Annotated in this window: 28 protein-coding genes and 1 tRNA gene; 9 read left to right on the top strand and 20 right to left on the bottom strand. The window is 52.7% G+C overall.

Annotation, left to right across the window (positions count from 1 at the left end; all coding sequences use genetic code 11):
- Window positions 1–32: 32 nt before the first annotated feature.
- Window positions 33–1,490, bottom strand: coding sequence for a UDP-N-acetylmuramoyl-L-alanine--D-glutamate ligase (gene murD, locus WC813_02800; protein MFA5946928.1), 1,458 nt, complete (start codon window positions 1,488–1,490; stop codon window positions 33–35).
- A gap of 12 nt (window positions 1,491–1,502) precedes the next feature.
- Complete coding sequence (locus tag WC813_02805; GenBank protein MFA5946929.1) at window positions 1,503–4,019, bottom strand: cation-transporting P-type ATPase; 2,517 nt, start codon at window positions 4,017–4,019, stop codon at window positions 1,503–1,505.
- Window positions 4,020–4,086: 67 nt separating this feature from the next.
- On the opposite strand from WC813_02805, the gene WC813_02810 reads away from it, so the two are divergent.
- On the top strand, window positions 4,087–4,437 hold the full coding sequence (locus WC813_02810) for a hypothetical protein (GenBank protein MFA5946930.1): 351 nt from the start codon (window positions 4,087–4,089) through the stop codon (window positions 4,435–4,437).
- Window positions 4,438–4,498: 61 nt separating this feature from the next.
- Here the strand turns inward: WC813_02810 and WC813_02815 are convergent.
- Window positions 4,499–4,573: transfer RNA gene (locus WC813_02815), tRNA-Lys, on the bottom strand.
- Between the two features lie 132 nt (window positions 4,574–4,705).
- Between WC813_02815 and WC813_02820 the strand changes: the two genes are divergently transcribed.
- From WC813_02820 to WC813_02830, 3 genes are all read left to right on the top strand, one after another.
- The gene (locus tag WC813_02820; protein ID MFA5946931.1) at window positions 4,706–5,236 is read left to right on the top strand and encodes a YdcF family protein; all 531 of its coding nucleotides are present in this window, start codon (window positions 4,706–4,708) and stop codon (window positions 5,234–5,236) included.
- Between the two features lie 346 nt (window positions 5,237–5,582).
- A complete protein-coding gene (locus WC813_02825) occupies window positions 5,583–5,945 on the top strand; it encodes a hypothetical protein (GenBank protein MFA5946932.1) in 363 nt (120 codons plus the stop codon).
- A 236-nt stretch (window positions 5,946–6,181) separates the two neighbouring features.
- Window positions 6,182–6,526, top strand: a complete 345-nt coding sequence (locus WC813_02830) for a hypothetical protein (protein ID MFA5946933.1) — start codon at window positions 6,182–6,184, stop codon at window positions 6,524–6,526.
- A 47-nt stretch (window positions 6,527–6,573) separates the two neighbouring features.
- On the opposite strand, the gene WC813_02835 is transcribed toward WC813_02830, so the two are convergent.
- From WC813_02835 to WC813_02860, 6 genes are read right to left on the bottom strand one after another with little or no spacing between them, the layout of a single operon-like run.
- Window positions 6,574–7,266 (bottom strand): hypothetical protein, encoded by a 693-nt coding sequence (locus tag WC813_02835; GenBank protein ID MFA5946934.1) that lies wholly within the window; start codon window positions 7,264–7,266, stop codon window positions 6,574–6,576.
- The gene (locus tag WC813_02840) at window positions 7,232–8,326 is read right to left on the bottom strand and encodes a UDP-N-acetylglucosamine--N-acetylmuramyl-(pentapeptide) pyrophosphoryl-undecaprenol N-acetylglucosamine transferase (protein MFA5946935.1); all 1,095 of its coding nucleotides are present in this window, start codon (window positions 8,324–8,326) and stop codon (window positions 7,232–7,234) included. Before WC813_02840 ends, WC813_02835 begins: the two co-directional genes overlap by 35 nt.
- Window positions 8,323–9,414 (bottom strand): putative lipid II flippase FtsW, encoded by a 1,092-nt coding sequence (gene ftsW / locus WC813_02845; GenBank protein MFA5946936.1) that lies wholly within the window; start codon window positions 9,412–9,414, stop codon window positions 8,323–8,325. The genes WC813_02840 and ftsW overlap by 4 nt, the downstream gene beginning before the upstream one ends.
- Window positions 9,415–9,416: 2 nt before the next feature.
- A complete protein-coding gene (mraY, locus tag WC813_02850) occupies window positions 9,417–10,487 on the bottom strand; it encodes a phospho-N-acetylmuramoyl-pentapeptide-transferase (protein MFA5946937.1) in 1,071 nt (356 codons plus the stop codon).
- Window positions 10,480–10,872 carry a hypothetical protein gene (locus tag WC813_02855; GenBank protein MFA5946938.1) on the bottom strand — a complete coding sequence of 131 codons (393 nt, stop codon included), beginning with the start codon at window positions 10,870–10,872 and terminating at the stop codon, window positions 10,480–10,482. Before WC813_02855 ends, mraY begins: the two co-directional genes overlap by 8 nt.
- A 3-nt stretch (window positions 10,873–10,875) precedes the next feature.
- Window positions 10,876–11,103, bottom strand: a complete 228-nt coding sequence (locus WC813_02860) for a NifU family protein (protein ID MFA5946939.1) — start codon at window positions 11,101–11,103, stop codon at window positions 10,876–10,878.
- Window positions 11,104–11,182: 79 nt separating this feature from the next.
- Here WC813_02860 and rpmA point away from each other — a divergent pair, with 79 nt between their 5' ends.
- Window positions 11,183–11,455 (top strand): 50S ribosomal protein L27, encoded by a 273-nt coding sequence (gene rpmA, locus WC813_02865; GenBank protein ID MFA5946940.1) that lies wholly within the window; start codon window positions 11,183–11,185, stop codon window positions 11,453–11,455.
- Window positions 11,456–11,573: 118 nt separating this feature from the next.
- On the opposite strand, the gene WC813_02870 is transcribed toward rpmA, so the two are convergent.
- Genes WC813_02870 through WC813_02885 form a run of 4 tightly spaced genes read right to left on the bottom strand, consistent with a single transcriptional unit; the run spans window position 11,574 to window position 15,284 of the window.
- Entirely contained in the window at window positions 11,574–13,193 is a 1,620-nt protein-coding gene (locus WC813_02870) for a CTP synthase (GenBank protein ID MFA5946941.1), read from the bottom strand.
- An 18-nt stretch (window positions 13,194–13,211) separates the two neighbouring features.
- Window positions 13,212–13,631: a 50S ribosomal protein L9 gene (rplI, locus tag WC813_02875; protein MFA5946942.1), complete on the bottom strand. Its 420-nt coding sequence runs from the start codon at window positions 13,629–13,631 to the stop codon at window positions 13,212–13,214.
- Window positions 13,574–14,131, bottom strand: a complete 558-nt coding sequence (locus tag WC813_02880) for an NUDIX domain-containing protein (protein MFA5946943.1) — start codon at window positions 14,129–14,131, stop codon at window positions 13,574–13,576. The genes rplI and WC813_02880 overlap by 58 nt, the downstream gene beginning before the upstream one ends.
- The gene (locus WC813_02885; GenBank protein MFA5946944.1) at window positions 14,079–15,284 is read right to left on the bottom strand and encodes a S41 family peptidase; all 1,206 of its coding nucleotides are present in this window, start codon (window positions 15,282–15,284) and stop codon (window positions 14,079–14,081) included. The genes WC813_02880 and WC813_02885 overlap by 53 nt, the downstream gene beginning before the upstream one ends.
- 50 nt (window positions 15,285–15,334) lie before the next feature.
- Here WC813_02885 and WC813_02890 point away from each other — a divergent pair, with 50 nt between their 5' ends.
- From WC813_02890 to WC813_02905, 4 genes are read left to right on the top strand one after another with little or no spacing between them, the layout of a single operon-like run.
- Entirely contained in the window at window positions 15,335–16,525 is a 1,191-nt protein-coding gene (locus WC813_02890; GenBank protein ID MFA5946945.1) for a PEGA domain-containing protein, read from the top strand.
- A gap of 17 nt (window positions 16,526–16,542) precedes the next feature.
- A complete protein-coding gene (locus WC813_02895) occupies window positions 16,543–17,382 on the top strand; it encodes a glycosyltransferase family 2 protein (GenBank protein ID MFA5946946.1) in 840 nt (279 codons plus the stop codon).
- Window positions 17,372–18,466, top strand: a complete 1,095-nt coding sequence (locus tag WC813_02900) for a glycosyltransferase family 2 protein (protein MFA5946947.1) — start codon at window positions 17,372–17,374, stop codon at window positions 18,464–18,466. Before WC813_02895 ends, WC813_02900 begins: the two co-directional genes overlap by 11 nt.
- Before the next feature lie 50 nt (window positions 18,467–18,516).
- A complete protein-coding gene (locus WC813_02905; GenBank protein ID MFA5946948.1) occupies window positions 18,517–18,948 on the top strand; it encodes a GNAT family N-acetyltransferase in 432 nt (143 codons plus the stop codon).
- Between the two features lie 52 nt (window positions 18,949–19,000).
- Here the strand turns inward: WC813_02905 and WC813_02910 are convergent, their stop codons facing one another.
- The 7 genes from WC813_02910 to WC813_02940 all read right to left on the bottom strand — a co-directional run bounded on the left by WC813_02910 (window position 19,001) and on the right by WC813_02940 (window position 24,797).
- Window positions 19,001–20,080 (bottom strand): glucose-1-phosphate thymidylyltransferase, encoded by a 1,080-nt coding sequence (locus WC813_02910; GenBank protein ID MFA5946949.1) that lies wholly within the window; start codon window positions 20,078–20,080, stop codon window positions 19,001–19,003.
- Between the two features lie 70 nt (window positions 20,081–20,150).
- A complete protein-coding gene (locus WC813_02915; protein MFA5946950.1) occupies window positions 20,151–21,017 on the bottom strand; it encodes an inositol monophosphatase family protein in 867 nt (288 codons plus the stop codon).
- 96 nt (window positions 21,018–21,113) lie between these two features.
- Complete coding sequence (locus tag WC813_02920; GenBank protein MFA5946951.1) at window positions 21,114–21,812, bottom strand: NUDIX domain-containing protein; 699 nt, start codon at window positions 21,810–21,812, stop codon at window positions 21,114–21,116.
- A gap of 65 nt (window positions 21,813–21,877) precedes the next feature.
- Window positions 21,878–22,735 carry a sugar nucleotide-binding protein gene (locus WC813_02925; GenBank protein ID MFA5946952.1) on the bottom strand — a complete coding sequence of 286 codons (858 nt, stop codon included), beginning with the start codon at window positions 22,733–22,735 and terminating at the stop codon, window positions 21,878–21,880.
- Entirely contained in the window at window positions 22,732–23,751 is a 1,020-nt protein-coding gene (rfbB, locus tag WC813_02930; GenBank protein ID MFA5946953.1) for a dTDP-glucose 4,6-dehydratase, read from the bottom strand. The genes WC813_02925 and rfbB overlap by 4 nt, the downstream gene beginning before the upstream one ends.
- 16 nt (window positions 23,752–23,767) lie before the next feature.
- Window positions 23,768–24,220, bottom strand: coding sequence for an NUDIX domain-containing protein (locus WC813_02935; GenBank protein MFA5946954.1), 453 nt, complete (start codon window positions 24,218–24,220; stop codon window positions 23,768–23,770).
- 1 nt (window position 24,221) lies between these two features.
- Entirely contained in the window at window positions 24,222–24,797 is a 576-nt protein-coding gene (locus WC813_02940; GenBank protein ID MFA5946955.1) for an HIT family protein, read from the bottom strand.
- Window position 24,798: the final 1 nt, after the last annotated feature.

The raw sequence follows: 24,798 nt of genomic DNA on the forward strand, positions 1-24,798 counted from the left end.
AGTTCCTCCGACTTTCTATTTTCTACTTCTAACTACAGATTTCTTACCTCTTCTCTGAACTGCTCGCCGCGATCGAATTCGTTCTTGAAAATATTAAAGCTAGCTGCGCCTGGAGACAGAAGAACGATGTCGCCGGTTTCCGCAAGTTTACGAGATTTCTGAACCGCCTCTTTCATATTGGCTGCGTGCTCGATCGGTACTTTGCCGAGTAGCCCCTTCTCGATGATATCTGAAGCATCGCCAGGGAACAGAACGACAGCCTTACAGCCCTTAGCAGCCTCAGCGATCATTTCTTCGTACGGCAATTTCTTATCTACACCGCCAGCAATGAGAATAGCTTTCTTGTCCTTGCCATAAACTTTTAGCGCAGCAACAACCGCAGTTGGCGCGGTGGCCGCCGTGTCATTGATGTACATAATCTCGTCGACCTCACGGACGAGCTCCTGACGGTCAGGAACCCCCTTGAACTCCTTGAGGACTTTCGCCACACCTTCGACCGTAACCCCGCGCAACATAGCGGCACAAGCAGCCGAGAGAACATTTTCTAGGTTGTGTTCGCCCTGAAGTGCGACGTCTTTATAGGCACAGATGGGAGTTTCGACGCCGTCTTTACGGAAAATAACAGCCTCGCCCTTCAAGAAACAGCCGTTAGCTTTTCCGTCATCAGTCTTCGAGAACCAGTACAGTTTGCCCTTTACGCGTGGTTCCATCGAACGCACTAAATCGTGATCGCGATTTAACACAGTGTACTGCTCGGGAGTTTGGTACTCGAAAATAATCTCCTTGGACTTTTGATAGTCTTCGAAAGACGCGTAACGGTTCAAGTGATCCGGAAAGACGTTTGTGAGCACCGCGATGTCTGGGCCTTTCTTCATCTCGGCGAAGGCTCCCGGCAAACTCTCTAGCAACCATGATGAAAGCTCGAGCACGACTGGTCGCTTAATGTCAGAGACAAGTAGATCATCCAGAAACTCGAGTGGCGATACCTTCACGTTACCCGCAATAATCGTCTCAGGATCCATGGTCTTCACCATCTCGCCCAAGAGCAACGTGGTGGTAGTCTTCCCCTTCGTGCCGGTAACCGCGATGATCTCATGCGGGTAGTAGCGGAAGAACAAGCTCACGTCGGATTCAATGTGAATGTTTTGTGCTTTGGCTTGCTGCACAAATTCGCTCTCACTAGGAACTCCAGGATTCTGCACGACACAGTCGACGCCGGTGAAATCTTCCTTTCTGTGCTCGCCCAAAATAAAGAGCGGCTGATAAATGGTGCGATCTGGGTAGAGTTCCTTGTATTTATTAAACCATTCCATGACCAGGTCCACGGACTCCTTCAGCTCCTTCTCGTCCTTCAAGTCCGTGATAACCGTCTGCGCCTCATGACGCATCAGCCACTTAGCGGTCCCAAGCCCGCTGCCCTGCTTGTATCGACCCAACCCCATAACCGTTACAATTGCGTCCTTGAAACTAGCGATTTTGCTCAGATCCATAATGCGGACATTCTACATGATGCCTCTTGATTCAGGAATAACTAGGTGTTTAAGACTTTCAAAGAGGCCGAGCTTCACCAGAAGCACAAGGAAAAGCCCGACGAACCCGATAACTGGCAAAAGCGACAAGCCAAAAATATCGCGCAGGCTAGGAATGGCCAAAACTAGACCGACTGAGATTAAACTAGCCAGAACAGCCGGTAGAAATGCTCGGTTACGTTCAGTAGCACGCGTAAACGCATAGCCTCGCAAGTGACGAATCACGAACACGGCAATTACGCCGTCCAAACAGAGCGACAGGAAGAGAACGGTCCGAACAACTTCAACCGGCATCTGCCAGCCAGACAAGACTGCCTCCATCACGAGGAGCGAAATAACTGAGACGGCGCCGATCGCGCCCATGAGGGCCAGTAAATTAGAATTGATAACCGCCTCATCTTTCTTTCTCGCGCCAGCTCGCATGATACCCGGCTCGGCTGACTCAAAGGCCAGAGCCATAGCCGGGAACCCATCAGTCACCACGTTTATGAAGAGCAGGTGGATGGGTAGGAACGGCACCGGAATGTTAGCTACAAGCGCAAAGACAATCACGGCCACCTCGCTCAAACTGAAGGTCATGAGATAGGCTACAACTTTACGCACGTTGTCATACAACACCCGTCCTTCGCGAATAGCGGAGAGCAGAGTGGCGATGTTGTCATCAAGCAAGACCATATCAGCCGCTTCCTTGGCCACGTCTGTGCCGCTACCCATCGCTACCCCGATATCTGCTGTCTTCAGCGCCGGCGCGTCATTCACGCCATCACCAGTCATCGCTACGACATGGCCAGCCTGCTGGAAGATCTTCACAATACGCACCTTATCTTCAGGCAGAACTCGGGCAAAGACGCGAATCGAGTTAATTCGTTTTAACAACTGTCGATCGTCGAGCGTCGCCAGCTCGGCATGCGACACCACAGCCCCGGCGTGGATGGAGAGACCGAGGGCGGCAGCGATTCCGCGCGCCGTATCTTCATGATCGCCCGTCACCATGACCGTACGCACGCCAGCGAGCAAAGCGTTGGCTACCACATGTTTAGCCTCAACCCGCAAAGGGTCGCGTAAACTCAGAAAGCCAAGCGGTTCGAGATCCTGGACTGCTTCGACATTTAGCTTTTCGCCATGCCAAGATTTTTTAGCCAGCAACAAAACGCGCAAACCCTTTGACATGAGTTCTTTGTGCGTGGTCTTCAACTTCTCGAGTGCGTCAGGGTAAAGATCGAGGTGTTCGAACAAAATATCCGGAGCGCCCATCACACAAAGCGTTTCTTCGTTATTTGCTTTAGAAACTACGGCCGAGAATTTTCGTTTTGAATCAAAGGGCAACTCGTGAATCACCTCGGCGGCTTGTACGTCGATGTTCCGTTCAATGAGATACGCCTGGCCAGCCTTTTCGAGCGGTGACGAGTGGCCGTCTTCCAGTTTCAAAAGCGCCGACAGCACATTCAGCGACTCGTCGTCCCCATCAAACAACTCAACCTTCATTTCGCCGGTCGTCAGCGTGCCCGTTTTATCCATGCACATCACGGTCACAGCGCCAAGTGTTTCCGCGGCTACCATGCGACGCATCAGCGCTCCGCGTTTGGCCATACGGCGCATCGCGGCCACGAAGATGACCGTTAGCGCTACGGTTAAACCCTCCGGTACAGCGGCCACAGCCAGCGCCGCGGCGAGCGTCAGCATAGAAACCATCGGTTCGCCCCGAGCAATCCCCAGAATAAATACAGCTACCGCAATTAGTGCAATAAAAATGGTTATCCGTCGCGAAAATCGCTTCAGCTCGCCGGTCAACGGCGTGTCCATCTTGGCTGCACCGAAAACAAGTTGAGCAATTTTTCCAAACGCCGTCTGTTCGCCCACCGCCACCACGACCACCTGTGCCTTACCAGCCACCACGACCGTTCCAGCAAACATCATGCAGGTCTGTTCAACGATCGACGCTTCTGATTTGACGTGGTGACTGGATTTCTCGACCGGTTCAGACTCCCCCGTTAAAGGCGCCTCGTTTGTTAAACAATTACTCGCTGACAGCACCCGCGCATCCGCCACAATTTTGTCGCCGCTCGTTAAGTGCATGATATCGCCTGGCACCACGTCTTCTGCGGCGACGGTCATGAGAACACCCGATCGACGAACGACAGCCGTTCTCGGCAACAGTTGTGCGAGTGCAAAGAGCGCCCGGTCTGCACGGTACTCCTGAAAGAAACCGAGCGTAACATTAAACAACACAATAAAAATAATAAGCACCGCGTCCTGCCACTCGCTTGAGAACGCGCTCAACGCCACCGCAACAGCCAGAATGAGCATGAACGGGCTCACAAACTGGTTCATCAAAATCTTAAACGCGCTTGTCGCCCGCGGTTTCTTAAGCCTCGGCAACTCCGCCAGCCGTTTCTTCGCCTCAGCTTCCGACAACCCTTCGCGCCCCGAACCAAGCGACGCCAAAACCTCCCCCGCCCCCAAATGATGCCAAATCAACCCCTCAGTCATATTGGGATCATTTTATCACCTAATTGCCTCCTGCGGGCAAATGGCATAGGCTTATCCGGGAGGTTTCATGAGCCATCGCCAATTGGTTCGGACCGCGTCACGGAGACTGGTTCACAATTTCATTTGGCATCATCTCAAAAATACGCCCTGCGAAGAGGGTCGAAAAGTTGAGATCCCGTCCATCTCGGCCTTTGACCATGCGTTCATGGTCTACTGGAACGCGATAGAACAGCGGCACAAGCAAACGTGCAAACCCTGTAAAGAAATACAGGCCTGTTTCTTTGGCGATACGATCCAGAAACTGCGGCCAGATCCCGTCACCGGAGTATCCGTTTACTTCCACGAATATCTCCTCGCCAACGGCCAGTTCGACCTCGTCACCGGCCACGGCACGGTTCTCCTCGAAGCCCTGCGTTGAAAGACGTGGGGCTATTCTTTTCTCGGCAAAAAGAAAATCCCCGATTTCTCGGAGATGTTCTTGGTGCGCCGGGTGGGGATCGAACCCACGACCATAGGCTTAAAAGGCCTGTGCTCTACCACTGAGCTACCAGCGCATAGCTTGTAACGGCGGGAATCGTACACGAAAATCCCCTATTTGGCAACTACGCAATCATGCAGGGATTGCGGATTATCTCGTAATCTGCTATCATTATCCGTTCCTTTCACGGAGGTGACTCTTGGCAAAAGTGTTGTTCATTCCGAGTTGCGAAGTGGCGGCCATCGACACCCTCGAGGGCACGGAGACGGAAATCCGCTTGAAAGCGGGGCTCGAAGAGTGGAAAAAGGGAGCGTTCGACGTCATCGCCGTGGCTGGCGGGGTGTACCTACCGCCGGAGCTGCAGACGCGACCGTCGGGAACCCTCATGAAGGAGTGGCTCCTCACGCGCGGACTCACGGAGCACCAGGTGGTGGCCGAGACGAACTCTCGGGACACGTACGAGAACATCTCCGGCGTGGTCTCTGCACTCTGGGGACGGCCGATCGAACGAATCGCCGTCATCACGCAGTGGCAGCACGCGTTGCGGTTCTGGGTGACCTTCCGACGCGCCCACGGCGTGAAGGCGGAGATCATCCCGTTGTGGTACTCCCCCGGGCTGAGTCGGTTCCTCAAAGAGTGGCTGTTCCTGCTCATTCACGTGTTCGATGCCACAGGAACAAGTCCGCTCGTCATGAAGAACAAACAGAACTGCACGTTCCCCAAGCCGGCGACCAGCTGACAGGAACATCTCGCGACAACCCCGCACCAAGTGCGGGGTATTTTTTTGACAAAACACCTCTTTTTTGCTAATATTTCTGGTCGATTCTCCTTTCAATGTAGAGGAGTTCGATCACCTTTAGGGAATAATAATCCCAATGTGGATTTTATTTCTGAGTGGCAGACTTCTCAAGGGAATGTCTACAGACCTGGGTACGGAGGCAAAAAAAACGCTCGCAGCCGGAAACGGTAGCGAGCCACGTCGTTCACGAACGACGTAGCGGGTCAACCCAAGTTCGGAGAGTTTCATGGGCAAGCAAGTCATCATCCGGCGTCGCGGAACCGCGGCCTACGAGAGGGCGGTCGGTGTGTACGTGCAAGAAGGACAAGTGTTCGGCGACACCAAGTACATCGACCCGCAGGCAGAAATATTAAAAGCCACTGGCAGGCTCCTCGATCGGGGCATGTGCATCCTGGACTTTGCGAGCGGCATCAAGGCGTCAGGCTGCGTGGTCTGGATCGACGAACGGCGAAAGGGCCGTCTCTACTCGTTCAAGGCGTTCATTGACTACTCCCCAACCGGCTTTTACTCGGACTACTACATGTTCGGACTGCTGTGGGGACGAGGTCAATGGAACCTCCTTAAGGACGGTTTCGCCCGCGACGTACCGCTCCGCGATCAGACCTACACATTGGGGACGCTCGTGGACGCTGGCATCATCCGCGTGTGACAACTCGAACATCCCGATCGGACATCCGGTCGGGACTTTACTTTCTTACCACATTTTGCTATCGTTCTCTGTTCCTTCATGGAGGTTACATGCCAGATGTTTTGCCATTCACTCAGAATCGCGCACGAAGGTTGATCGTTCCCGATACAAGGTCGAGCGAATGCATCGCCCTGCCTCCACCGACCCACTCGAGTCCCCCAGAAGAGAGGAAGATCGCTTACCGTACGTCCGAAACGATGCGTCTGCAGATCCTCCGGGATCACAAGTTCGTGGAAGACGTTCAGGCCTTGCTCACCGGCGAACGGTGGCTTCTCGAGCCAACGTCAACCGCTATCTTCAACCACCATCACAAGTACCAGATCGATGCCAAACCACAACGACAGTCGTGGCGAAAACGTGGTGACATGAAGTCGAGCGATGCGGGGCGTTACTGTGTGGGTTGCCGGTGGCAAGTAGCGGATCATCTGGCTCCCCATCTGCTTGCTATCGTTCCCTCCATCTCCCGCAAGCGAGCCGAGGCGTTCATCAACCACGGCCACACGATCGTTGAGCGACGGGGCCAATACTCAACTCGCCGCTAAAACCATCAGTTCCCGTCAGGCCCTGCACCACGTGCGGGGTTCTTTTTTTAGTACCTTCCGCACTGAACTTCGTTGCCGTTGGAAATTATTTCGGCAAAGGGACCCGTCGATAAACTGATGCGGAAGAAACGGCTTGAAAGTTTAAAATCTATGCCAGTCGGTGTGTCTGTCCAGTAGGTCACGATCCTGCCCGTGCGGGCGTCTACAATGGCGAAGCCTTCATGTTTCTGAGCGTCGTCAGACGGCATGCCCCAGCGAGACACCACGTAAGCGCCGGCGAAGTTTACCCCGCGAGCGACGTCTTTGGTGATGGCGGTGCGATACCTTGCGGCGTCAGGCCATGTCGAGAAATCCGGCCGGTGCGGGCGGCCTTTGTAGAATTCTGTGGCGGGATAGTCAGCAAACTCGCCTTGCACGCCGTAGCCGCACTCGGGAGCGGGATCGGTGGCGGGAGCAGTCGAGTAGTCGGAGGGAGTGACGAGAGGAACGGGAGAGGGCGTAGGTGGGCGTGTGTCTTGTGTCTCAAAAACAACGAGTTTGCCACCGGGAAAGACGCAAGTAGGTTTTTGAGCATTCCATAGCCACTCCCCGCCCTGCTCTTCGCAGGATGACCGATAGGAGGCCGAGGTTGGTTCGCCGCCGGTGAAAAATTTAAAAAGAAGAACGAAAGCAATGAGGCCGAAAAAGACGGTCGGCGACAAAAGTTTAACCCAATGTTTGTCCGGCATTTCCCAGGTCATGGATACACTCTACCGCCGACACAAGTTTTTCGTCGAGTTCAAACGCGAACAACTTTCCTGCAGCTTCCGACAGATCCGCTCGCTTCAGGTCATCGTGCGAAAGTTTTTGGATTACTTGAAGAAGGTTTTGCGGAGTTGCGCCTGGAGACAAGACGAAACAGGCGCCGCGAGATTCGACAGCCTGCGCGTTTTGTTCTTGATGCGAACCAGCGATTGGAATCAAGATGGTCGGTTTCTTGAGTGCAGCTACTTCCATGATGGTTCCCATGCCCGCACGGGCGACGACGACATCCGCAAGTGCATACGCATCAGCCAGCGACTCGCCCAAAAACTCAACGGCTTTATAACCGTCGCCGATCTTTTCCAGAGCTGGCAGCATCTTGCCCTTCCCCGTTAAGTGAATAACATTCGCGGATTTCACGAGCTCAGGACCAATGGTCACAAACATGTCGTTCATGCTAGCCGCGCCAGTACCGCCGCCAATAATAAGGACTGTTGGCAATGGCCGATGAAGCCCAAATCTTTCGCGAGCCAGATGCGCTTCGCCGAGCAACATGGACTTCCTAACGGACCCACCAGCCACCTCGGTCTTCCCTTTTGGAAAGACTGAAAGATTTTCTGGCCAAGTGACGAAAATCTTTTTCGCAATTTTTGCCATCAGTTTGTTGGCAATGCCCGGCGTCACATCAAGCTGCTCGATTACCACGGGGATTCCAAGAACCTTCGCCATGAATGCGACAGGCACACTCACGTAGGCGCCCGCGCTTACAACAGTCAACGGCTCGATATCCTGGAGCATCGAGTATGCCTTGATCGAACTCACAATAAATTGCGGAATAATAAACGGCAGCGTCCAAAGTCTAGTACGGTCCAACTTGGGCGCCGAGAGCACTCTAAACTCGTAGCCGTCACGCTCGACCAGTTCTCGCTCGGGTCCCTCCGGCGTACCGATCCAAACAATTTTCACCTCCGGATTTCTGTCACGCAAAAGCCGCGCCGCTGACAAAAGCGGAGTGACCGGACCAAGCGTACCTCCACCGGTGAATAAAACGGTTTTCATACCTCTTTCATCTCCTTCGAAATATTCAGGAGTATCCCCGCTGCCGTTAAGCATACCGCAAGTGACGTTCCGCCGTAGCTGACAAACGGGAGCGGTACACCGGTGATGGGCAGAACGCCAACCATGGCGCCAATATTCACGAACGCTTGAATACCGATCCAGGCCACAATCCCGACAGCGAGGTATCGGCCAAAAGCATCAGGCGCCTTATCAGCGATCGTCAGGCCTCGCCAAAGAAAGGCGACGTAGAGGACCAGAAAAGCCAAGATAAGAATAAAGCCCAGTTCCTCACCGGCCACGGCAAAAATGCTGTCGCCTTCTACTTCTGGCAAATACTGAAACTTCTGCACACTATGCCCGTAGCCTCGGCCAAAGATTCCACCGGAACCAATGGCGAGCAAGGCTTGGTTAATATGATAGCCAACCCCCTGCGGGTCGAGCTCTGGATGCAGGAAGGTCATGAACCGGGCGGCTCGATAGGGTGAAAACCTTATCAAAAGCCAAAATAAACCGGCGCCAAGTCCGCCAAAGATAAAAAAATATCTGAGCGGCGCCCCCGCCACAAAATAAACGGCCAGCGACATCGCAACAATAATGGCCATTGATCCGGTATCGGGCTCGAGAATTAAGAGGCCCATCACAATGCCAAGGATGGTCATGAACGGAATCAGTCCGGTATTTATGTTGTGCAAATCGTCCTTTGATCGTTTCTCCATCCATGCCGCAAGGTAGATCAAGAAAGTAAGTTTAACGATCTCAGACGGCTGAATGGAAAAACTGCCAAGTGTAATCCAACTCTTAGATGAACCAAAGTCAGCCTGCAATCCGGGAACGAACACCAAGACAAGAAGACCAATCGAAACGAGCAACATGAGAAACGCATAATCTCGGTAAAACGAGTACGGAATCCGGGAAGCGATAACAGCGCCAATGACACCCGGAATGAGACCGAAGATCACCTGGTGCTTCAAAAAATAGTAGCCGTCGTGAAACTTATCAAAGCCAAGCGGCCAGGACGCAGATGCCAACATCGCCAGGCCGAAGAGCACGAGACCGGAAAGCAGGACCAAGAGTGTTCGGTCCGACATAGCTAAGAAAAGAAACTTGGATCAAGAAGGGCAAGGATCAGGCCAATTCCGGCGCCGATCCACGAAATTACCCAAAAGCGCATGACCACTTTTGGCTCTGGCCAGCCCTTGGCCTCAAAGTGATGATGAATAGGCGCGATCAAAAATACTTTCTTCTGCAAAAGTTTCATTTTGACGAGTTTCTTCGAGGCGATCTGAATCAAGGTGGTGAGCGCTTCGACTACAAACACGATACCGATGATCGGCAAAAGGGCTACCGTGTTTGTCAGCATCGCCACCACTCCGAGCGTGACCCCAAGACTCATTGCCCCTGTATCCCCCATAATAAAACGCGCCGGATAGATGTTGAACCAGAGGAAGGCAAGCGTCGCGCCAACAATGACTCCGCACAGGGCGGCCAGTTCAAATTTACCCTCGAGCAAAGCAATAATGGCGTAGGCGGCAAAGGCCGAGGCGAGCGTTCCACCAGCCAGTCCGTCAAGCCCATCAGTCTGATTAACGGAGAACGAAGTAGCGACAATGACGAGGATAAAAAGGAGAATGTACCAAGGTCCAATGGAAATATCGCCGGCAAAAGGAATGTGGAGCGCGTCAAAACCAAGTTTAAAATAAAACCACCACGCGCCGATAGCCGCAATAATAGTGTAGAGGACTATTCGCTCGCGGAAACGAATTCCGCCACCGTCAGGACCGATCTTCAAGATATTAAATAGGTCGTCGACTATACCCACCAAACCAGCGGCCACGAGCACGGCGAGCGGGAGCCAAGTCTGTGAGCGCGTCAGAAAACTTAACGGAGCAAGAGGGCTGCTGGGAAATAACCCGGCGATCAAGGCAAAAAATAAGGCCAAAAACAGCGCCGTACCCCACATGAGAGTTCCGCCCATAGTGGGCACGCCAGCTTTCTTTTTGTGCAGCTCCGCAAACATGGGCGCCTTCACCGCGCTCCGAATACTTTTGCCTAAGCGGTACTTATACAAAAAGTGCGTTAAAGCCGGCGTCCAGGCTATAGCCACGACAAAAGCTAAAGTAGAGAGGAGGAGTATTTTGCCAATCGCGAAGGGATCAACCATACGAGATGTTCAAGAGGATAATGAAGATGGTAGCCACAAAGAGAATCGATTCTATAAACAAAGTGGCTCCGGCCGCCATATATGAAAGTGCCCGCTCGCCCTTCATGAAATAACGAATCAGTCCCATATTGAGTAACAGCATAACCAATCCAATCGTTGGCACAGTATAAATTCTCCACCATTCGCCGATGGTGTCTACGCCAAAATGAATATTGTAGTGAAGCGGAACCGCTGTTTGGCCGTAAACCATGGGCAACACCCGCCAAGAAATAAGAGCGATCTCCGTCAGGATCAACAACACACAAATGATAGGCACGAAACGAAAAAAACCGACGCTCCAGAGCCGTTGATCACTGCCTTCGTGCAAGGTAAATAATGAGCGCATGTGCTAAGCAACCTGAACCACTTCTTTAATTTGAGGCACCGTTTCATGCAACATGACCGCCACCCCGTCTTGAAGCGTAACGGCCTGGAGCATACAAGAAGAACACATACCCGTAAAACGAACCTTCACCACTCCCGAAGCTTCGTCACAATCCACTAATTCTATGCCCCCGGCATGGATTTTAAGGGCTTCTGACACCCCCAAAAGGGCCTTTTCAACAGCTTCACGCATAGCATTTTCATTATACACCTCTAATCCTTGACTAATTATACGGTTTCGCGTAATCTTCCGCCATTCGTATTTACTTTCTATGGCACATAAACTTGCCCAAGGTTCTACAAGAAACGGCCGAGATTCGCAACCCAAGCAGCTTGGCGTTAAGCGTTCTGATGGCACCACCGTCAAAACCGGCGAAATTTTGATCCGCCAGCGCGGTACCAAAATCCACCCTGGAAAGAACGTGAAAGTCGGTACCGACTTCACTATCTACGCCATGAAGGACGGCGTAGTAAAGTTCATGAAGAAGCAATCCCCGAACTTCGTGGGTGCGCTCAAACTCCGCACTTACGTGTCCGTTGTCTAAATACTCCAAACCCAAAAACGAGCCCGAAAGGGCTCGTTTTTGTATCGCGGGCGGGAATAATACTGTCGCGATGAGGCTGCTTAGTCGGTAATCCGACGACAGCCGAAGAGCAACAGTATTATTCCCGCCCAGTAAGGAGAGCCACAAAGAGCGGGTGTGGAGCTAGCGGCCGGCTTTGGAACTCGGGGTGAAACTGCACGCCTACAAAGAACGGATGCTCTTTGTGCTCGATCATTTCTACGAGTGAGCCGTCGGGCGAGGTGCCGGCAATTATCAAACCAGCCTGTTCAAGCTCGACGCGAAAAGTATTGTTGAACTCATAGCGGTGACGGTGTCGCTCTGAGATCGTCGTGCGCCCGTAAGCATCGATTGACTTCGTGCCAGGTGCTAAGAGACAGTCATAGGAACCGAGGCGGAGCGTTCCGCCGTACTTACCCTTCTCCACATTCTCGTCCTGTCCCGGAAGAAAATCAATCACCGGATGACTAGTCAATTTGTCGATCTCGGTCGTGTTCGCATCAGCCCAACCGAGCACGTTCCGGGCGTATTCGATAACCGCCAATTGCATGCCGTAACACAGACCGAGGTACGGAATCTTGTTCTTGCGGGCGAACTCGATGACTTTTATTTTCCCCTCGATGCCACGCGAACCGAACCCGCCAGGGACGACGATCGCCTGGAGATCTCTAAGCGATTCTAACTTGTCCGGATTCTGATCAAACTCTTCAGCATTCAACCACTCGATCACCGGTTTAACGCCAACAGCCGCGCCAGCATGCTTGATCGCTTCAAGCACCGAGAGATACACGTCCGATAACACAAAGTCGCCGGTAGAAAAATACTTGCCAACCACGCCCACGCGGATTTCCTTTTGCGCCGATCGAATCTTAGCCGTGAAGGCGTTCCATTCCTCCAGCTTGTTGCCGTGTGGCATAAGGCCAAAGCTGTGCAGAATCTTCATGGCGAATTCCTGACCTTCAAAGATATCGGGAATGTCGTAAATGCTTTTTACGTCCGGAGCGGAGATAATATGCTCGGCCGGAACAGCACAAAACTGCGCGATCTTTTCCTTACGAGGCTTATCGATCGGCATTTCTGAGCGACCAACAATAAAGTTTGGAAGAATTCCCGTACCGTTTAACTCGCGTACGGCGTACTGAGTAGGCTTCGTCTTCATCTCACCAATTGATCTCGGCACCGGCAAATAACTAACGAGTACAAACTGCACGCGGTCGCGTCCGAGCTCGCCCTGCATCATGCGGGCAGCTTCAAGGAACAAAATGTTCTGGTACTCGCCGACCGTCCCGCCGACCTCGATAATCGTAATATCGGCCTGTGCATTTTCTGCTGCAGCTTTGATTCGTCGGATGATCTCCTCGGGAACATGTGGAACTACCTCCACACACTTCCCGCCGTACTCTAGATTCCGCTCGCGGGCGATGACCGATTGGTAGACTCGACCCGTCGTCATGTAGTTGAGACGAGTAATGTCTTCGTTTAAAAAGCGTTCGTAGGTTCCAATATCTTGATCGGTCTCGTCGCCGTCGATGGTTACAAAAACTTCACCATGTTCCAAAGGATTCATCGTTCCCGCGTCTACGTTTACGTAAGGATCGATCTTCATCATCGTAATTTTGTACCCTTTAGCCTTAAGTGTAAGGGCCAAAGCCGCACTCGATGTCCCCTTGCCCACACCACTCATGACTCCGCCCACAATAAACAAGTAGGAATGTTGCATAAAAAGAAGAGCCGACCATTAGGCCGGCTCTAGGGTAACCTTTATTTGTGCTTCGAAGCCAGAGGAGAACTCCACAGGGACATCTGAAGTTGTAAAGTTGTTGAGTTGTAAAGTTTTAATAGCGTCCTTAGGCACAGTGTAGCCGAGTTCCTTCAGCCCCTTTCTGATCTCGGTGGCAGTGACTGCGGACTTTGGTTTGCCTTTGACCGACTTCACCGGGATGACAACCTCGAGACCGTCAATCTCGGCTGCCAGTTTCTCTTCTGCCAGTTCAGCCTTTGTTGGCTCTTGGCTCTTGATCTCCTTTAGTGTCTTCTCTCCGCCCTCGACAGCAAGGTGCTGAGGAAACAAAAAATGCGTAGCGTACCCTTCCGGGACTTCTACACTTTGGCCTTCGGCGCCAAGCGACGCGACGTTTTCCAAGAGGGTGACGAGCATAGGCGTAATGCCTTCTTGATTATACCAAGCATATCCTTGTAGCTCGAACGTTTAAGCAGTTCATCGGCCGGGACCCAGGCTACGTCCTTAATGGTCTCCCCCTGTTCCTGCGGCGCTGGTTTTATCAGGATGGCGTCCGGATGGGCTTCGAACAAGAAATAGTGGATGTACTTATGGATCAGGCTGCCCTTATGGACGAAGCGATCGCGGAACCAGATGTCGATCGTGTCGAGTCTGGCGATGGTTCTGAGGCGCGTGAGTCCCATCTCTTCACGAATCTCGCGCACGGCCGCTTCCCGGTAGCGCTCGTCCAGCTTCACATGGCCTTTGGGGAACGCCCATTTGCCGTAACTATCCACGACCATCGCAAAGACCACGCCGGTTTTTGTGCGCTTGAAAACTAAGCCTCCAGCGGAGACTTCCGTGCGGTGCTTGCCTCCTCCTGGCTTATTTCTTGAGGAGATCGATCGCCTTTTGAAGTTGGGGGTCTCGGTTTGCATGTAAGTCTTCTACCGTAAATGGGACAACCGTGTCAGGCATGATGCCTTCTTTATCAATCGACCGGCCAAGCGGAGTCAACCAGCGAGCCACGGTAATCTTCACCGCGCTGCCATCTGGCAAATCATGATATTCCTGAACCGAACCTTTACCGAATGTTTTCTCGCCGACCAAACCTGCAAAGTGATAATCCTGTAAGGCACCGGACAAAATTTCCGAAGCCGAGGCCGAACCGCCGTTCACAAGCACCATGGTTGGCATCTTCGAGAGAAGATTGTTTCCGCGGGCAATTGTCTCGGTACGCTTGCCGCGCACTTCTTCCATGACCGCGGTTTTACCATCCATCCAATAACCGGCCAGATTAATTGCCGAATCGAGCAGACCACCTGGATCATTCCGCAGGTCCACAACCAAGCCCTGGGCATTTTTCTTCATGATGTCCGTTACGGCGTCAGCAAACAATTTAGTTGTGTCTTCGTTAAAGATCGTCACGGTAATCACCGCGATGCCATCATCACGCATTTTCCACGTTACACTCTTCACGGAGATTTCATCGCGAGTAATCTCCACTGTCTTTGGCGTCTTTGCGCCTTTAGAAAGAATCACGAGCTTCACTGACGTGCCCTTTTCACCGCGAATCTTTTTCACTGCCTCATCAACACTCATGCCGGTAGTATCGACCGTATCAATCGCCAAAATATGATCCTCAGCCAAGATGCCGGCTTTATCAGCCGGCGTCCCCGGCAGTGGGGCGATCACGGTAATAAAACCGTCTTTATCAAGGCCGATCTGAGCGCCGATACCAAAAAACGTACCGTCCAGTTCGTCATTAAACGCTTGCGCGCTCTCCGGATCAAAAAATGTAGAGTAGTGGTCCTGCAAACCAAACACCATACCATCGAGCGCACCGTAAAAGAGATCTTTATCTGAAACTGGCTGGTCAACGTACTGTGATTTAGCTAACTTCCAAACATCCCAAAACATATTAAAGTCCACGTCCTTCAGGGCGAAAGGCGGGAGTGCGCCCATGTTAGAGATGGTATCGGAGCTTGGAGCAGCCCCGCTGACAGACGGCACTCGGCCGGCAATAAAGCCCCCAGAGAAAACCGCCGCGGACCCGACTACCAAAATAAGTGCCTTAAAAGAATGGGGCAAAGAAGAGGGAGACATTCTCATAGATTTCTAAGCCATGCTACCATACTGATATGCGTAAAACAACCCGCCAAATCCTCTTTTTCTTCTTTGCTGGGGCTTTCTTAGTATCTGCACCGCTCGTGGTGCTCTACACCGCTGGCTACCGGTTAAGTTTGAACAACTACCGCGTGCTGGAAACGGGCGCGATTGCCACCAGCACCAGTCCACGGGGAGCAACTGTGTTGGTTGACGCCAAAAAAGAATCGGCCAAAACCCCAGCCGTGATTCAGAATATTTTACCGCATGACACGCGCGTCAGGTTTGAACGCGCCGGCTATATTCCCTGGGAACAAACCGTACCGGTCAGCGCCGGCCGAACCACCTACGTTTCGGCGGTGCTCTTTGCAGACACTGAGCCAGAAAAGTTTATGGCGTTTGGCACAGGCTCGGTCTTTGCCCATTCAACCAACGGCCGATATCTCTTGATCCTAAATCCAGACATGGATGGCACAAACGTGACCCTCTACGATAATTTGACTCGTTTTGCCAAAACGCTGTCCAAGTTGCCACACGCCACGACTCCTTACAGCGCAGCCTACGGGGAAAGCGAAAATCTTTTTGTCGTCTCAGCCGGTGGTACGCCGGTCATCGGCTTCACCGTTAACGGCGAACGAGTGGACGGCAACGCGATTCCCCGGACCGGTACAAATGCTCCGGTCACGCTTGTGGACAACGGGGAGAATGTAGAAGTCCGCCCGGCTCGGAGTAATACGCAAACTGTCCTAGCGCTTCTACCGAAGGGGGCGTACTCGACCGTTGCCTTTGATGATGAATTTGTGGTTTTGAAAGATGAGCGTCGGGTCCTAACTGTTGTTTCGCTGGCTGGAAATAATGCCATCTCTCTAGACTCCCCCGCCGTCACGCTCAGCTGGTTGCCTGATTTTCATCTCCTAGCCTGGTCTGATGGCGTTGAAGTCAACAGCTATGACGCCACCACCGGTGAGCGGACATTCTTCACCCGCCAAAGCGATCTCATCACCTCGCTTGCTTGGCATCCAAGCGGTTCGGCAGTCCTAGTCGGCACCTCGACGCACATCACAGCCATAGACAAAGAGGCCTTCAATAACCGTGTTTCAACCTTACTCTTGGACTCAAAATCTGCTCTCCTTGATATGTGGCTCGATAAAGCCGGCAAAAACCTCTACATCATTAGGAATAGAGATGGATTCCCTACTCTTGAACGAAGAAGGCTGGTGCAGTAAGGTGGGAGGAGAAGTTTATGACCGATGTAACAGTGGTATTTGTAAACTATAAAATGAAGGATGATATCCTCCGCGCGGCCGCGGCGGTCCTTTCTGACCTGGATGATTCTTCACTATCGGCTGAAGTGGTGGTGGTCGATAACTCACAAAACGCGGACGGCATCCGTGAGGCACTCGCCCAAGCGCTCCCTCGCGTGCGGTACGTAGATGCCGGCGGGAATGTGGGTTTTGGCAAAGGAAACACTATTGGCTTCAAGGCATTCCCAGCGCGCTATTATTTTGCGCTGAACCGAGACACGGATATTGCCAAAGGGACAAAGACCATGGAGCGCCTCATCGCCTTCATGGACGCCAACCCGCTCGTGGGCATCTGCGGACCCAAACTGGTCTACCCGGACGGCCGTCTGCAGTATTCCTGCTACCGGTTTGATCTCCCGTCGCTGTTTATCAAACCGTTCAAGCAGGCCCGGCTCGATGGAAAATTGCCGCTTGCCAAGAGACTCGTCGACCGCCTGCAGATGACGGATTTCGACCATGAATCCACCAGACCCGTCGATTGGGTTCTCGGCGCGGCGCTACTTGTGAGGGGCGAGGCTATCCAAGAGGTGGGCTGGTTTGACGAGCGCTATTTCATGTACTTGGAAGATTGCGACTGGTGCCGAACCATGTGGGAAAAAGGGTGGAAAGTCTATTACGTCCATGACGTAGAGATCACCCATGTACACGAACGACAGAGCGCCAGAGTTCCTGGTATTCTGTCCGCGATTCTAAAAAACAAACTCGCGCGAGTCCACGGCGCCAGCTGGCTCCGCTATCTTTCAAAGTGGGCGTTCAAACACCGCAACTATGCCGAATAAAAAAGTAGCTGTTATTTATCTGTCGTTTCATTCGGAGCCGTACTTCCCGGATGTTGTCGACGCGCTCAAAAAACTGAACTACCCGAAAGAGCTGATGGAATTTGTTATCGTCGACAACCCGCATCCTGTTCATGGCCTATCAAAAGCATACGTCGAGGAGCACATCCTCCCCATCTCTGGAACGGAGATTCCTCACGTCACCTATCTCCCCCAGCCGGAAAACGGCGGCTTCGGTATTGGCAACAACGCCGGCGTCACGTGGGCGCTTGAACATGAGTGTGACTACGTCTTCTTCCACAATAATGACGCCGCCCTGGGTGAGGATTGCATCTTAAAACTCGTCGAAGCAATGGAGGCAGATTCGACTATTGGTATTGCGCAGTCGATGGTCCTGCTCTTCAACAACAAGGAGCTTGTAAACACGTCGGGCAATGCTTTTCACTATCTCGGCTTTGGCTATTGCAACGACTACATGAAGAAGCTGGCCGATCTTCATCTGCCGGCTGTATATGACGTTCCCTACGCCAGCGGTGCAGCACTCATGGTCAGCGCAAGTGTCCTTCGAAAATTTGGTGCGTGGGATGAAGACTTTTTCATGTATCACGAAGACCTGGAGTGGTCCCTGCGTCTCAGAATCAACAAACTCCGCGCAGTCTGCGTTCGCGATTCCCTCTTCTATCACAAGTACGAATTCTCGAAATCGATTACGAAGTTCTTCTGGATGGAACGCAACCGTTACGCCGTGCTCCTCATGTTCTTCAAGTGGCCGACGTTGCTTCTTATTCTTCCGATCCTTGGTCCCCTCGAACTCGGCCTTTGGGTCTTTGCGCTTAAAGGCGGTTGGGTAAGCGAGCGCGTCAAAGTCCTCAAATACTGGATCAAGCCGTCGAACTGGAAACTGTGGTTGTCAAAACGAAAAAAGACGCAGGCTATGCGTCAGATTTCCGATAAAGCAATTCTCGAAACCTGCGTCGGCTCCATTCTCTTCCAGGAATCTTCGATGGAGTCCCCGATCGTCACCAAGTTCGCAAACCCGATTATGGAGTTGTATTTCAAAATCGTGAAAGCAATTGTCCGATGGTAGTCCCCTTTTAAAAGAATTGGGGAATTGGTACCCTCTCCCCGGAGGTTTCCATGTATCCCATTGTGCGTTGTGACAATTCTCCGCATACCGTGCGCAGGTATCTACCGGAAGTGAACAGGCTGTGTGCTCGCATTAGTCCGAACCATGAAGAAGTCACGTTTAGTGCGCTCATGGAAAGCGCGCTCAAGAGCTGTCTTCTTTTCTGCTGGGATCAAGATTCAAGCCTGGCGGGCATGGGCATGCTGAGCGCCGTGCCGAGCTTCCATCCGTACGGCATCATCGACTACGTGGTCGTCGACGAACGTCACGAGGGCAAAGGCGTTGGGAAAATGATCATGCACGCGCTCATCAACGACGCGCGAGCGCTCAAGCTCCATCACATCGATCTCACGAGCAAGCCCTCTCGGGAACGGGCGAACAAGCTCTACCCTAAGCTCGGGTTCGAACTCCGTGAAACGAACGTCTACCGGCTCAAACTCTGAGCTCAAACAAAAATGCCCGCCAGTCCGGAACACGGACGGCGGGCTATTATTTTTATAATTCTACTCGTGCATGGTCTCCAACGACCAACTTGTGACCATGTGGCAATGATTCTTCAACTCGTGTCACAACTGCGTTCTTGCCGATGAGGCTATCGACGATACGCTTGCCGCAGCGAATAGCAGCGCCGTCAAAGACGATGGAGTGCTCTATTTCTGTACCGTCAACGGTAACGGAGTTGCCAATAGCGGTGTAGGGACCAATGTACGCGTCGTTAATAATGCAACCTTCGCCGATGACAACAGGACCGCGGATCAAAACCTTGGGGCCGATTTTTGTGCCGGCGCCAACGCTGACCTTGCCCTGGATAACTGCACCGTCCATGACCTCACCCTGCATAACGGTTTTTTCAATGGGCAGTTCGTTCAAGAAAAGTGCGTTGCCCTCAAGCAAGTCTTCTGGATTACCCGTATCTTTCCACCAGCCAGTAATTTCTTCGTGGCCAACGTTGTAGTTGTTCTGCAGAAGCCAGGTGTGAATATCAGAAATTTCATACTCGCCTCTAGCAGATGGCTGAATGTGCTTAAACGCCTCAAAAAAACTCTTGTCGTAGACGTAAATACCCGTCACCGCGTACTGGCTCTTGGGGTTTGCAGGCTTCTCCTCTACGCTCGTAATTTTTCCAGCTTCGTTAAAAACAGGCACGCCAAAACGGTTTGGGTTCTTCACGCGGGAGAGAGCGAGCAAGCAGTTCAACTTTTCAGTTTCAAACTTATCGACAAAACGCTTCAAGCTACCGAGCACAATGTTGTCGCCTAGGAAAAAGATAAAAGGCTCATCTCCCAAAAATGCCTGTTGCGCGTTCACGGCGTGCGCAATACCAAGCGGCCCGCCTGGCTGTTCAAGATAAGAAAGTTTTGCCCCAAATTTGCTGCCGTCGCCAAAAGCTGCGGCAATTTCCGTGTCTCCTGCGTTGACGTTGATTCCAATCTCCGTAATCCCCGCGTCAACGAGTTTTTCAATGGCATACCCAAGCATCGGCTTATTCGCCAATGGGATAAGGTGCTTATTCAAAGTCCACGTAATCGGTCGCAACCGTGTGGCACGTCCCCCAGCTGTCAAAAGTGCTTTCATAGCACAGGGAACATTAGCAAAGAAAAGCGCCCGGCGTCAACGAAGACGACGGGCGTTCGAGACTAAGGGCCTACCTGTTCAATCGTTCGAGCAGCTGCTCGGCGATCCGCATGTTGGCGGCCAAGATGCAGGGAGTCTGCGTCTTGAAGTCGTACGTGCGCGTGCCGAGGTCCTTCCCGTCCCAGTCCACCGCCACGCCGCCCGAACCTTTTACGAGCGCGTACCCGGCGCCCAGCTCATGCTGTTTCTGGCGATCGCAGACGAACGCCACAGCCTGACCGCTCGCCACGGAAGCCATTTCGTAGGCTGCGGAGCCAGGCGAACGAAGCCAGCCTTTCTCCCCTGCAAACGCACGGAAGAGCTTCTCCCGATTCTCCGGGTAGTACATCTCGCCGATGACGTTCATGCGCCCGAGATCGAGCGTGCCGACGTCCATAGTCGATCCGAACGCGTGGTACGACTTGCCGCTACGAAGTCGAGTCGAGTATCGAGACTCTTTAGAGCGCCAAGTGGCGGTCCAGCTATCACGCAACGTACCACGCAAGTCGAGCACGGCGACGTCAGTGATGTCCGCAAAGGTAGCTCCCGCCTTCTTGTTCAACACTGTCACGACGGCGGTGACGGGGAATCCCGTCATGCCACCGGCGTGCAGATAGTTCAAGGATCCGTCGAGCGGATCCACCGTAACCCACGTGTGCGAAGGATCATCCGTGTCCTTGTCCGGCAATCCCTCCACGCTGATGCACGCTCCGGGAAAAACTTTCCGGAACTGCTCGGCCAGATACTGACCGATGACCTTGTCTGCAGTGAGCTCGGTGTCATTCTGCAGATCACCGAATGCCCCGCCTGCTCGGGAAATGTCTTTTCCTGTTTTCAATTCGCGCAAACGCTTCTTCGCCAACAGAAGTGTCTGTAGCAATACCGCTGATGATTTCATGAAACCTCCGCCGGGAATGTGCCATATTTCTCTACAAATGAAAAGCGCCCGACGAATCGTATCGTCAGGCGCCTGAAGTTGTGTAGCGTGCCGCGGCTAGCTCTTCAGCATGCCCCAGAGCCGGCCGACGCCAGCGACGGTGAACATGTCGCCGAGCATGATGGCCTCGAGCGCCGGGATGAAATGGCAGCCCGTGATCTGCTCGGCCGCACGGTTCTCCTTGTCCACGGTGACGGCGGACTTCCGGAACTTCACCAGACCGTTCTTGGTGACGAGAAGGCCGGGCGACACTTCTACCGTAGAGAACTTCACGCCCTCATCGACCTGGACGGTTTCGAAGAAAGCGCTATTCGGGTTTGTGGGCTTGCCCGGGAGGAGCCGAAGGCTTCCCACGAACTTGCCGACTTCTTCCGCGAGCTCACGCTCGGCACCGACCCAGTGGGGCTCTCCGGGCTTCAGGAACCCACGCGGGACGTTCAACACCTTCCCGCCCTGGTTCGGCCTGTCCTGCTCCACCACGCCGATCAGCAAGTTGCCGTCAACCGTTGCGTACGGAACGATGACTGCTCCGCCGCCGCCGTTCTCGTGGAACGCCCACGAGTCGAAGTTCCCGCCCGGGTTCTTCCCGTACGCGAGCGTACCGTATTTCGGATTCGTCAGCTCCATGTAGGCGAGCTGGCTCAAATCCGCTTCGGTTCCGTCCCGGAGATGGCCCTTGGCTTTCCAACCCACATTCACCCCGTCCACAATCGGACGAATCAACGTGGGAAACTCATTCGTATCAGGATCACTCATCGTACCTCCTTAGTCCGCAAGGGACCCCGTAACCTACATGACGCAAAAAAATTGTGCAAGAAAGCCTATAAAAGGGCTCCTTTTACGCGTGCGGCGTATTTCTCCATGGTATCGCGTAACGCAATTGAAATCGGGCGCATCGAAATACCAAACTCGCCGAGGCGTTCAGAGGCGAGGAAGTTATTTGAGCGTAGTTTGGTCGCTAAGCCCTGGGCGACCAGGTCTTCGGCGGTGATCCACTCATTGGTATGTGCGGGATTTACAAGCTCGACGTACAGCGCCATGAGCTCGCGATGCTTCATAGTGCCGGGGTTTGTCACGTGAAAAATACCGGGAGCTTTTTTCTCCATGAGCTGATAAAAAACGGCAAGCATATCGTCAATCACCGTGACGGAGTTTTCGACGTCAATGATCTTTGGATATTTGGAAAGCTTGTCGATGAGATTTCTCGAGCCCGGAATATGATCAATCGGCATGCGCACACGGCCGATGCCGACGTTTGGCAAAGTCGACAACATCAAGTCTGCGGCCAACTTTGACCGTGAGTACACAGGCTCTGGATTTCCATGGTCATTTTCTCGCCAGGCTTTGTCCGGGTGCGGAGAATCGCCGTAGTAAATACAACCAGAACCCATGTGCAAAAGATACACCCTTGCTTCTTGGCACGCGTCAGCAATCAGCATCGGCAAAATAGCGTTGCCACGCATGGTAGCCACACGGTTATCAACCACATCGCACCAGTCCACGTTTGGCTTGCCGGTCACACCAATAGCGTTCAAGACAGCGTCAGGCTGGTACTTCTTAATCTCGGCCAAAGCATCCTCGCGACTTGAAATACGCTGATCAGAAAGAATCGCGTCATCTCCCCACGCACCCTTAGCGCGTGCGCCTAGGAAGCCCTTACCCAAGATTAAAATCCTCATACTTTAATGTGTTCGTTGACGCCTTTTGATCGCTCTATTGCACGCGCAGCCCAATCCTGGTGCGCCAAGAACCACTCTACAGTCTCCTTCATACCCTGCTCAAATGTTTCGCGGCCATACTTAGGTTTCCAGCCGAGCTCGCGACGCAATTTTTCACTCGACAATGAATACCGGCGGTCATGCGCAGGACGATCAGTCACATATGTCAGCAAATCTTCCGGCTTGCCGAGCATTTTCAAAATCATCTTGGCTAAATCAATATTCGCCCACTCGTTGTCTGCGCCGATATTATAAACCCCGCCAAACTTTCCGCGCTCGAGAACGGCAAGAATGGCCGAACAATGGTCTTCAACATGCAGCCAATCGCGAACATATTTTCCGTCACCGTAGAGCGGAAGTTTTTCGTCGCGCAATGCACGCGTGATGAAAAACGGAATAATCTTTTCTGGAAAATGATACGGGCCGTAATTATTCGCCGCGTGGGTGACAATCACCGGGAGGCCATAGGTTTGGTGATACGCGCGACACAGCAAATCCCCGCCAGCTTTACTGGCCGAGTACGGAGAATTCGGTTCAAAGGTGTCAGTCTCCACTTTCGGAAAACCGGAATCAAGGTCTAACGCGCCATACACTTCGTCCGTCGAGATGTGTACGAACGCGGTGGTCTTATGTTTCTTTACGGCTTCGAGCAAAACCTGAACGCCCTGCACGTTCGTTCGTACAAAGTCTGCAGCTCCCCCATGAATAGAACGATCAACATGCGTTTCTGCGGCGAAGTTGACGATGGCATCTGGCTTGAAATCTTCAAAAACTTTGTCGACAAATCCCGGAGCCGCAATATCGCCCTGTACAAACTTGTAGCGCGGATCCCCCTCGATGTCTTTCAAATTCTCCGGATTGCCCGCGTAGGTCAGAAGATCAAAGTTCAAAATCTGCACAAACCGGCGCTCGCGCAAAACATGGCGAACAAAGTTCGAGCCAATAAACCCCGCGCCTCCGGTAACGAGCAATTTCATATCACCTGTTACGTTACTAACCTTCTACTCGATCGTCAACTTCTGCGTAATGTTCGCCATTTTTCATCCCCTCAAAAACAATCTTGAGCTTGGAAATGAGGTTGTCCGGCAAGGCGTCGTAACCGAACCAGCCGAGGTCATCGCACTTCTCCGGCTCAATATTCTTCGGCTCCCCCTCCCACGCCTTGATTCTGAAGTACGCGTCGACTCTATCTCCGTCAGTCGCGAAAGGTCGGTGAAGTGTAAACACGAACTCCGCATCTTCCGGCTTGATCGTAATGCCGAGTTCTTCGTGTGCCTCGCGTGCGACAGCTTCGCGAAGTGTCTGCCCGCCATCATGATGCCCGGCCGGCAAGCCGTACATACCATCCATGTATCCCGTATTAGCACGGCGCATCAAAAAAATCTGCCCGTCCCGCTCTAGAATCATGTACACGGCCACGATGCTTTTGAAGCGTTCTTTGGTCATACTACAGCTTTGCCCGAATCTCATCAGCAACAGCTTGGAGCTCTTCCTTCACCGGGTGCGTCTTCACAAAACTGCGCACGTCGCCGTTATAGCGGGGCATGATGTGGATGTGCGTGTGCAGCACTTCCTGGCCGGCGTCAAAGCCGTGATTCATGCCGAGGTTATAACCAGATGCGCCGACAGCTTTCACAATCTTTGGCGCGAGGTCGTGGATTACTTTCATGAGCTCGAGGGAATCCTCGACGGAACCTGCGGCGAGATCGTTTGCATGGTTCTTCGGAATCACGAGCGTGTGGCCTTTTGCGACAGGGTTAATATCGAGGAAAGCGATAACCTTATCATTCTCGTAAATCTTAAGCGCGGGAATATTGCCAGCCACAATCTCACAGAAGATGCAGGACATAGTTTTTGGTTTAAAATTATTGGTTGAAAGAAAATAGAACAGCGCGGTCGCAAAGATGAGCCACGGAAACGGAAAGGCGTAACTCACAAACCCCGGCGCACGCCATTCAATAAACAAGAAGACCGCGGTCGCGATGGCTGACACTTTAAAGGCAAAATCGTAAGTAGCTTTCATA

It is taken from the genome of Patescibacteria group bacterium, from assembly GCA_041659765.1.
Taxonomy (GTDB): Bacteria; Patescibacteriota; Patescibacteriia; order UBA9934; family UBA9934; genus JAGORL01.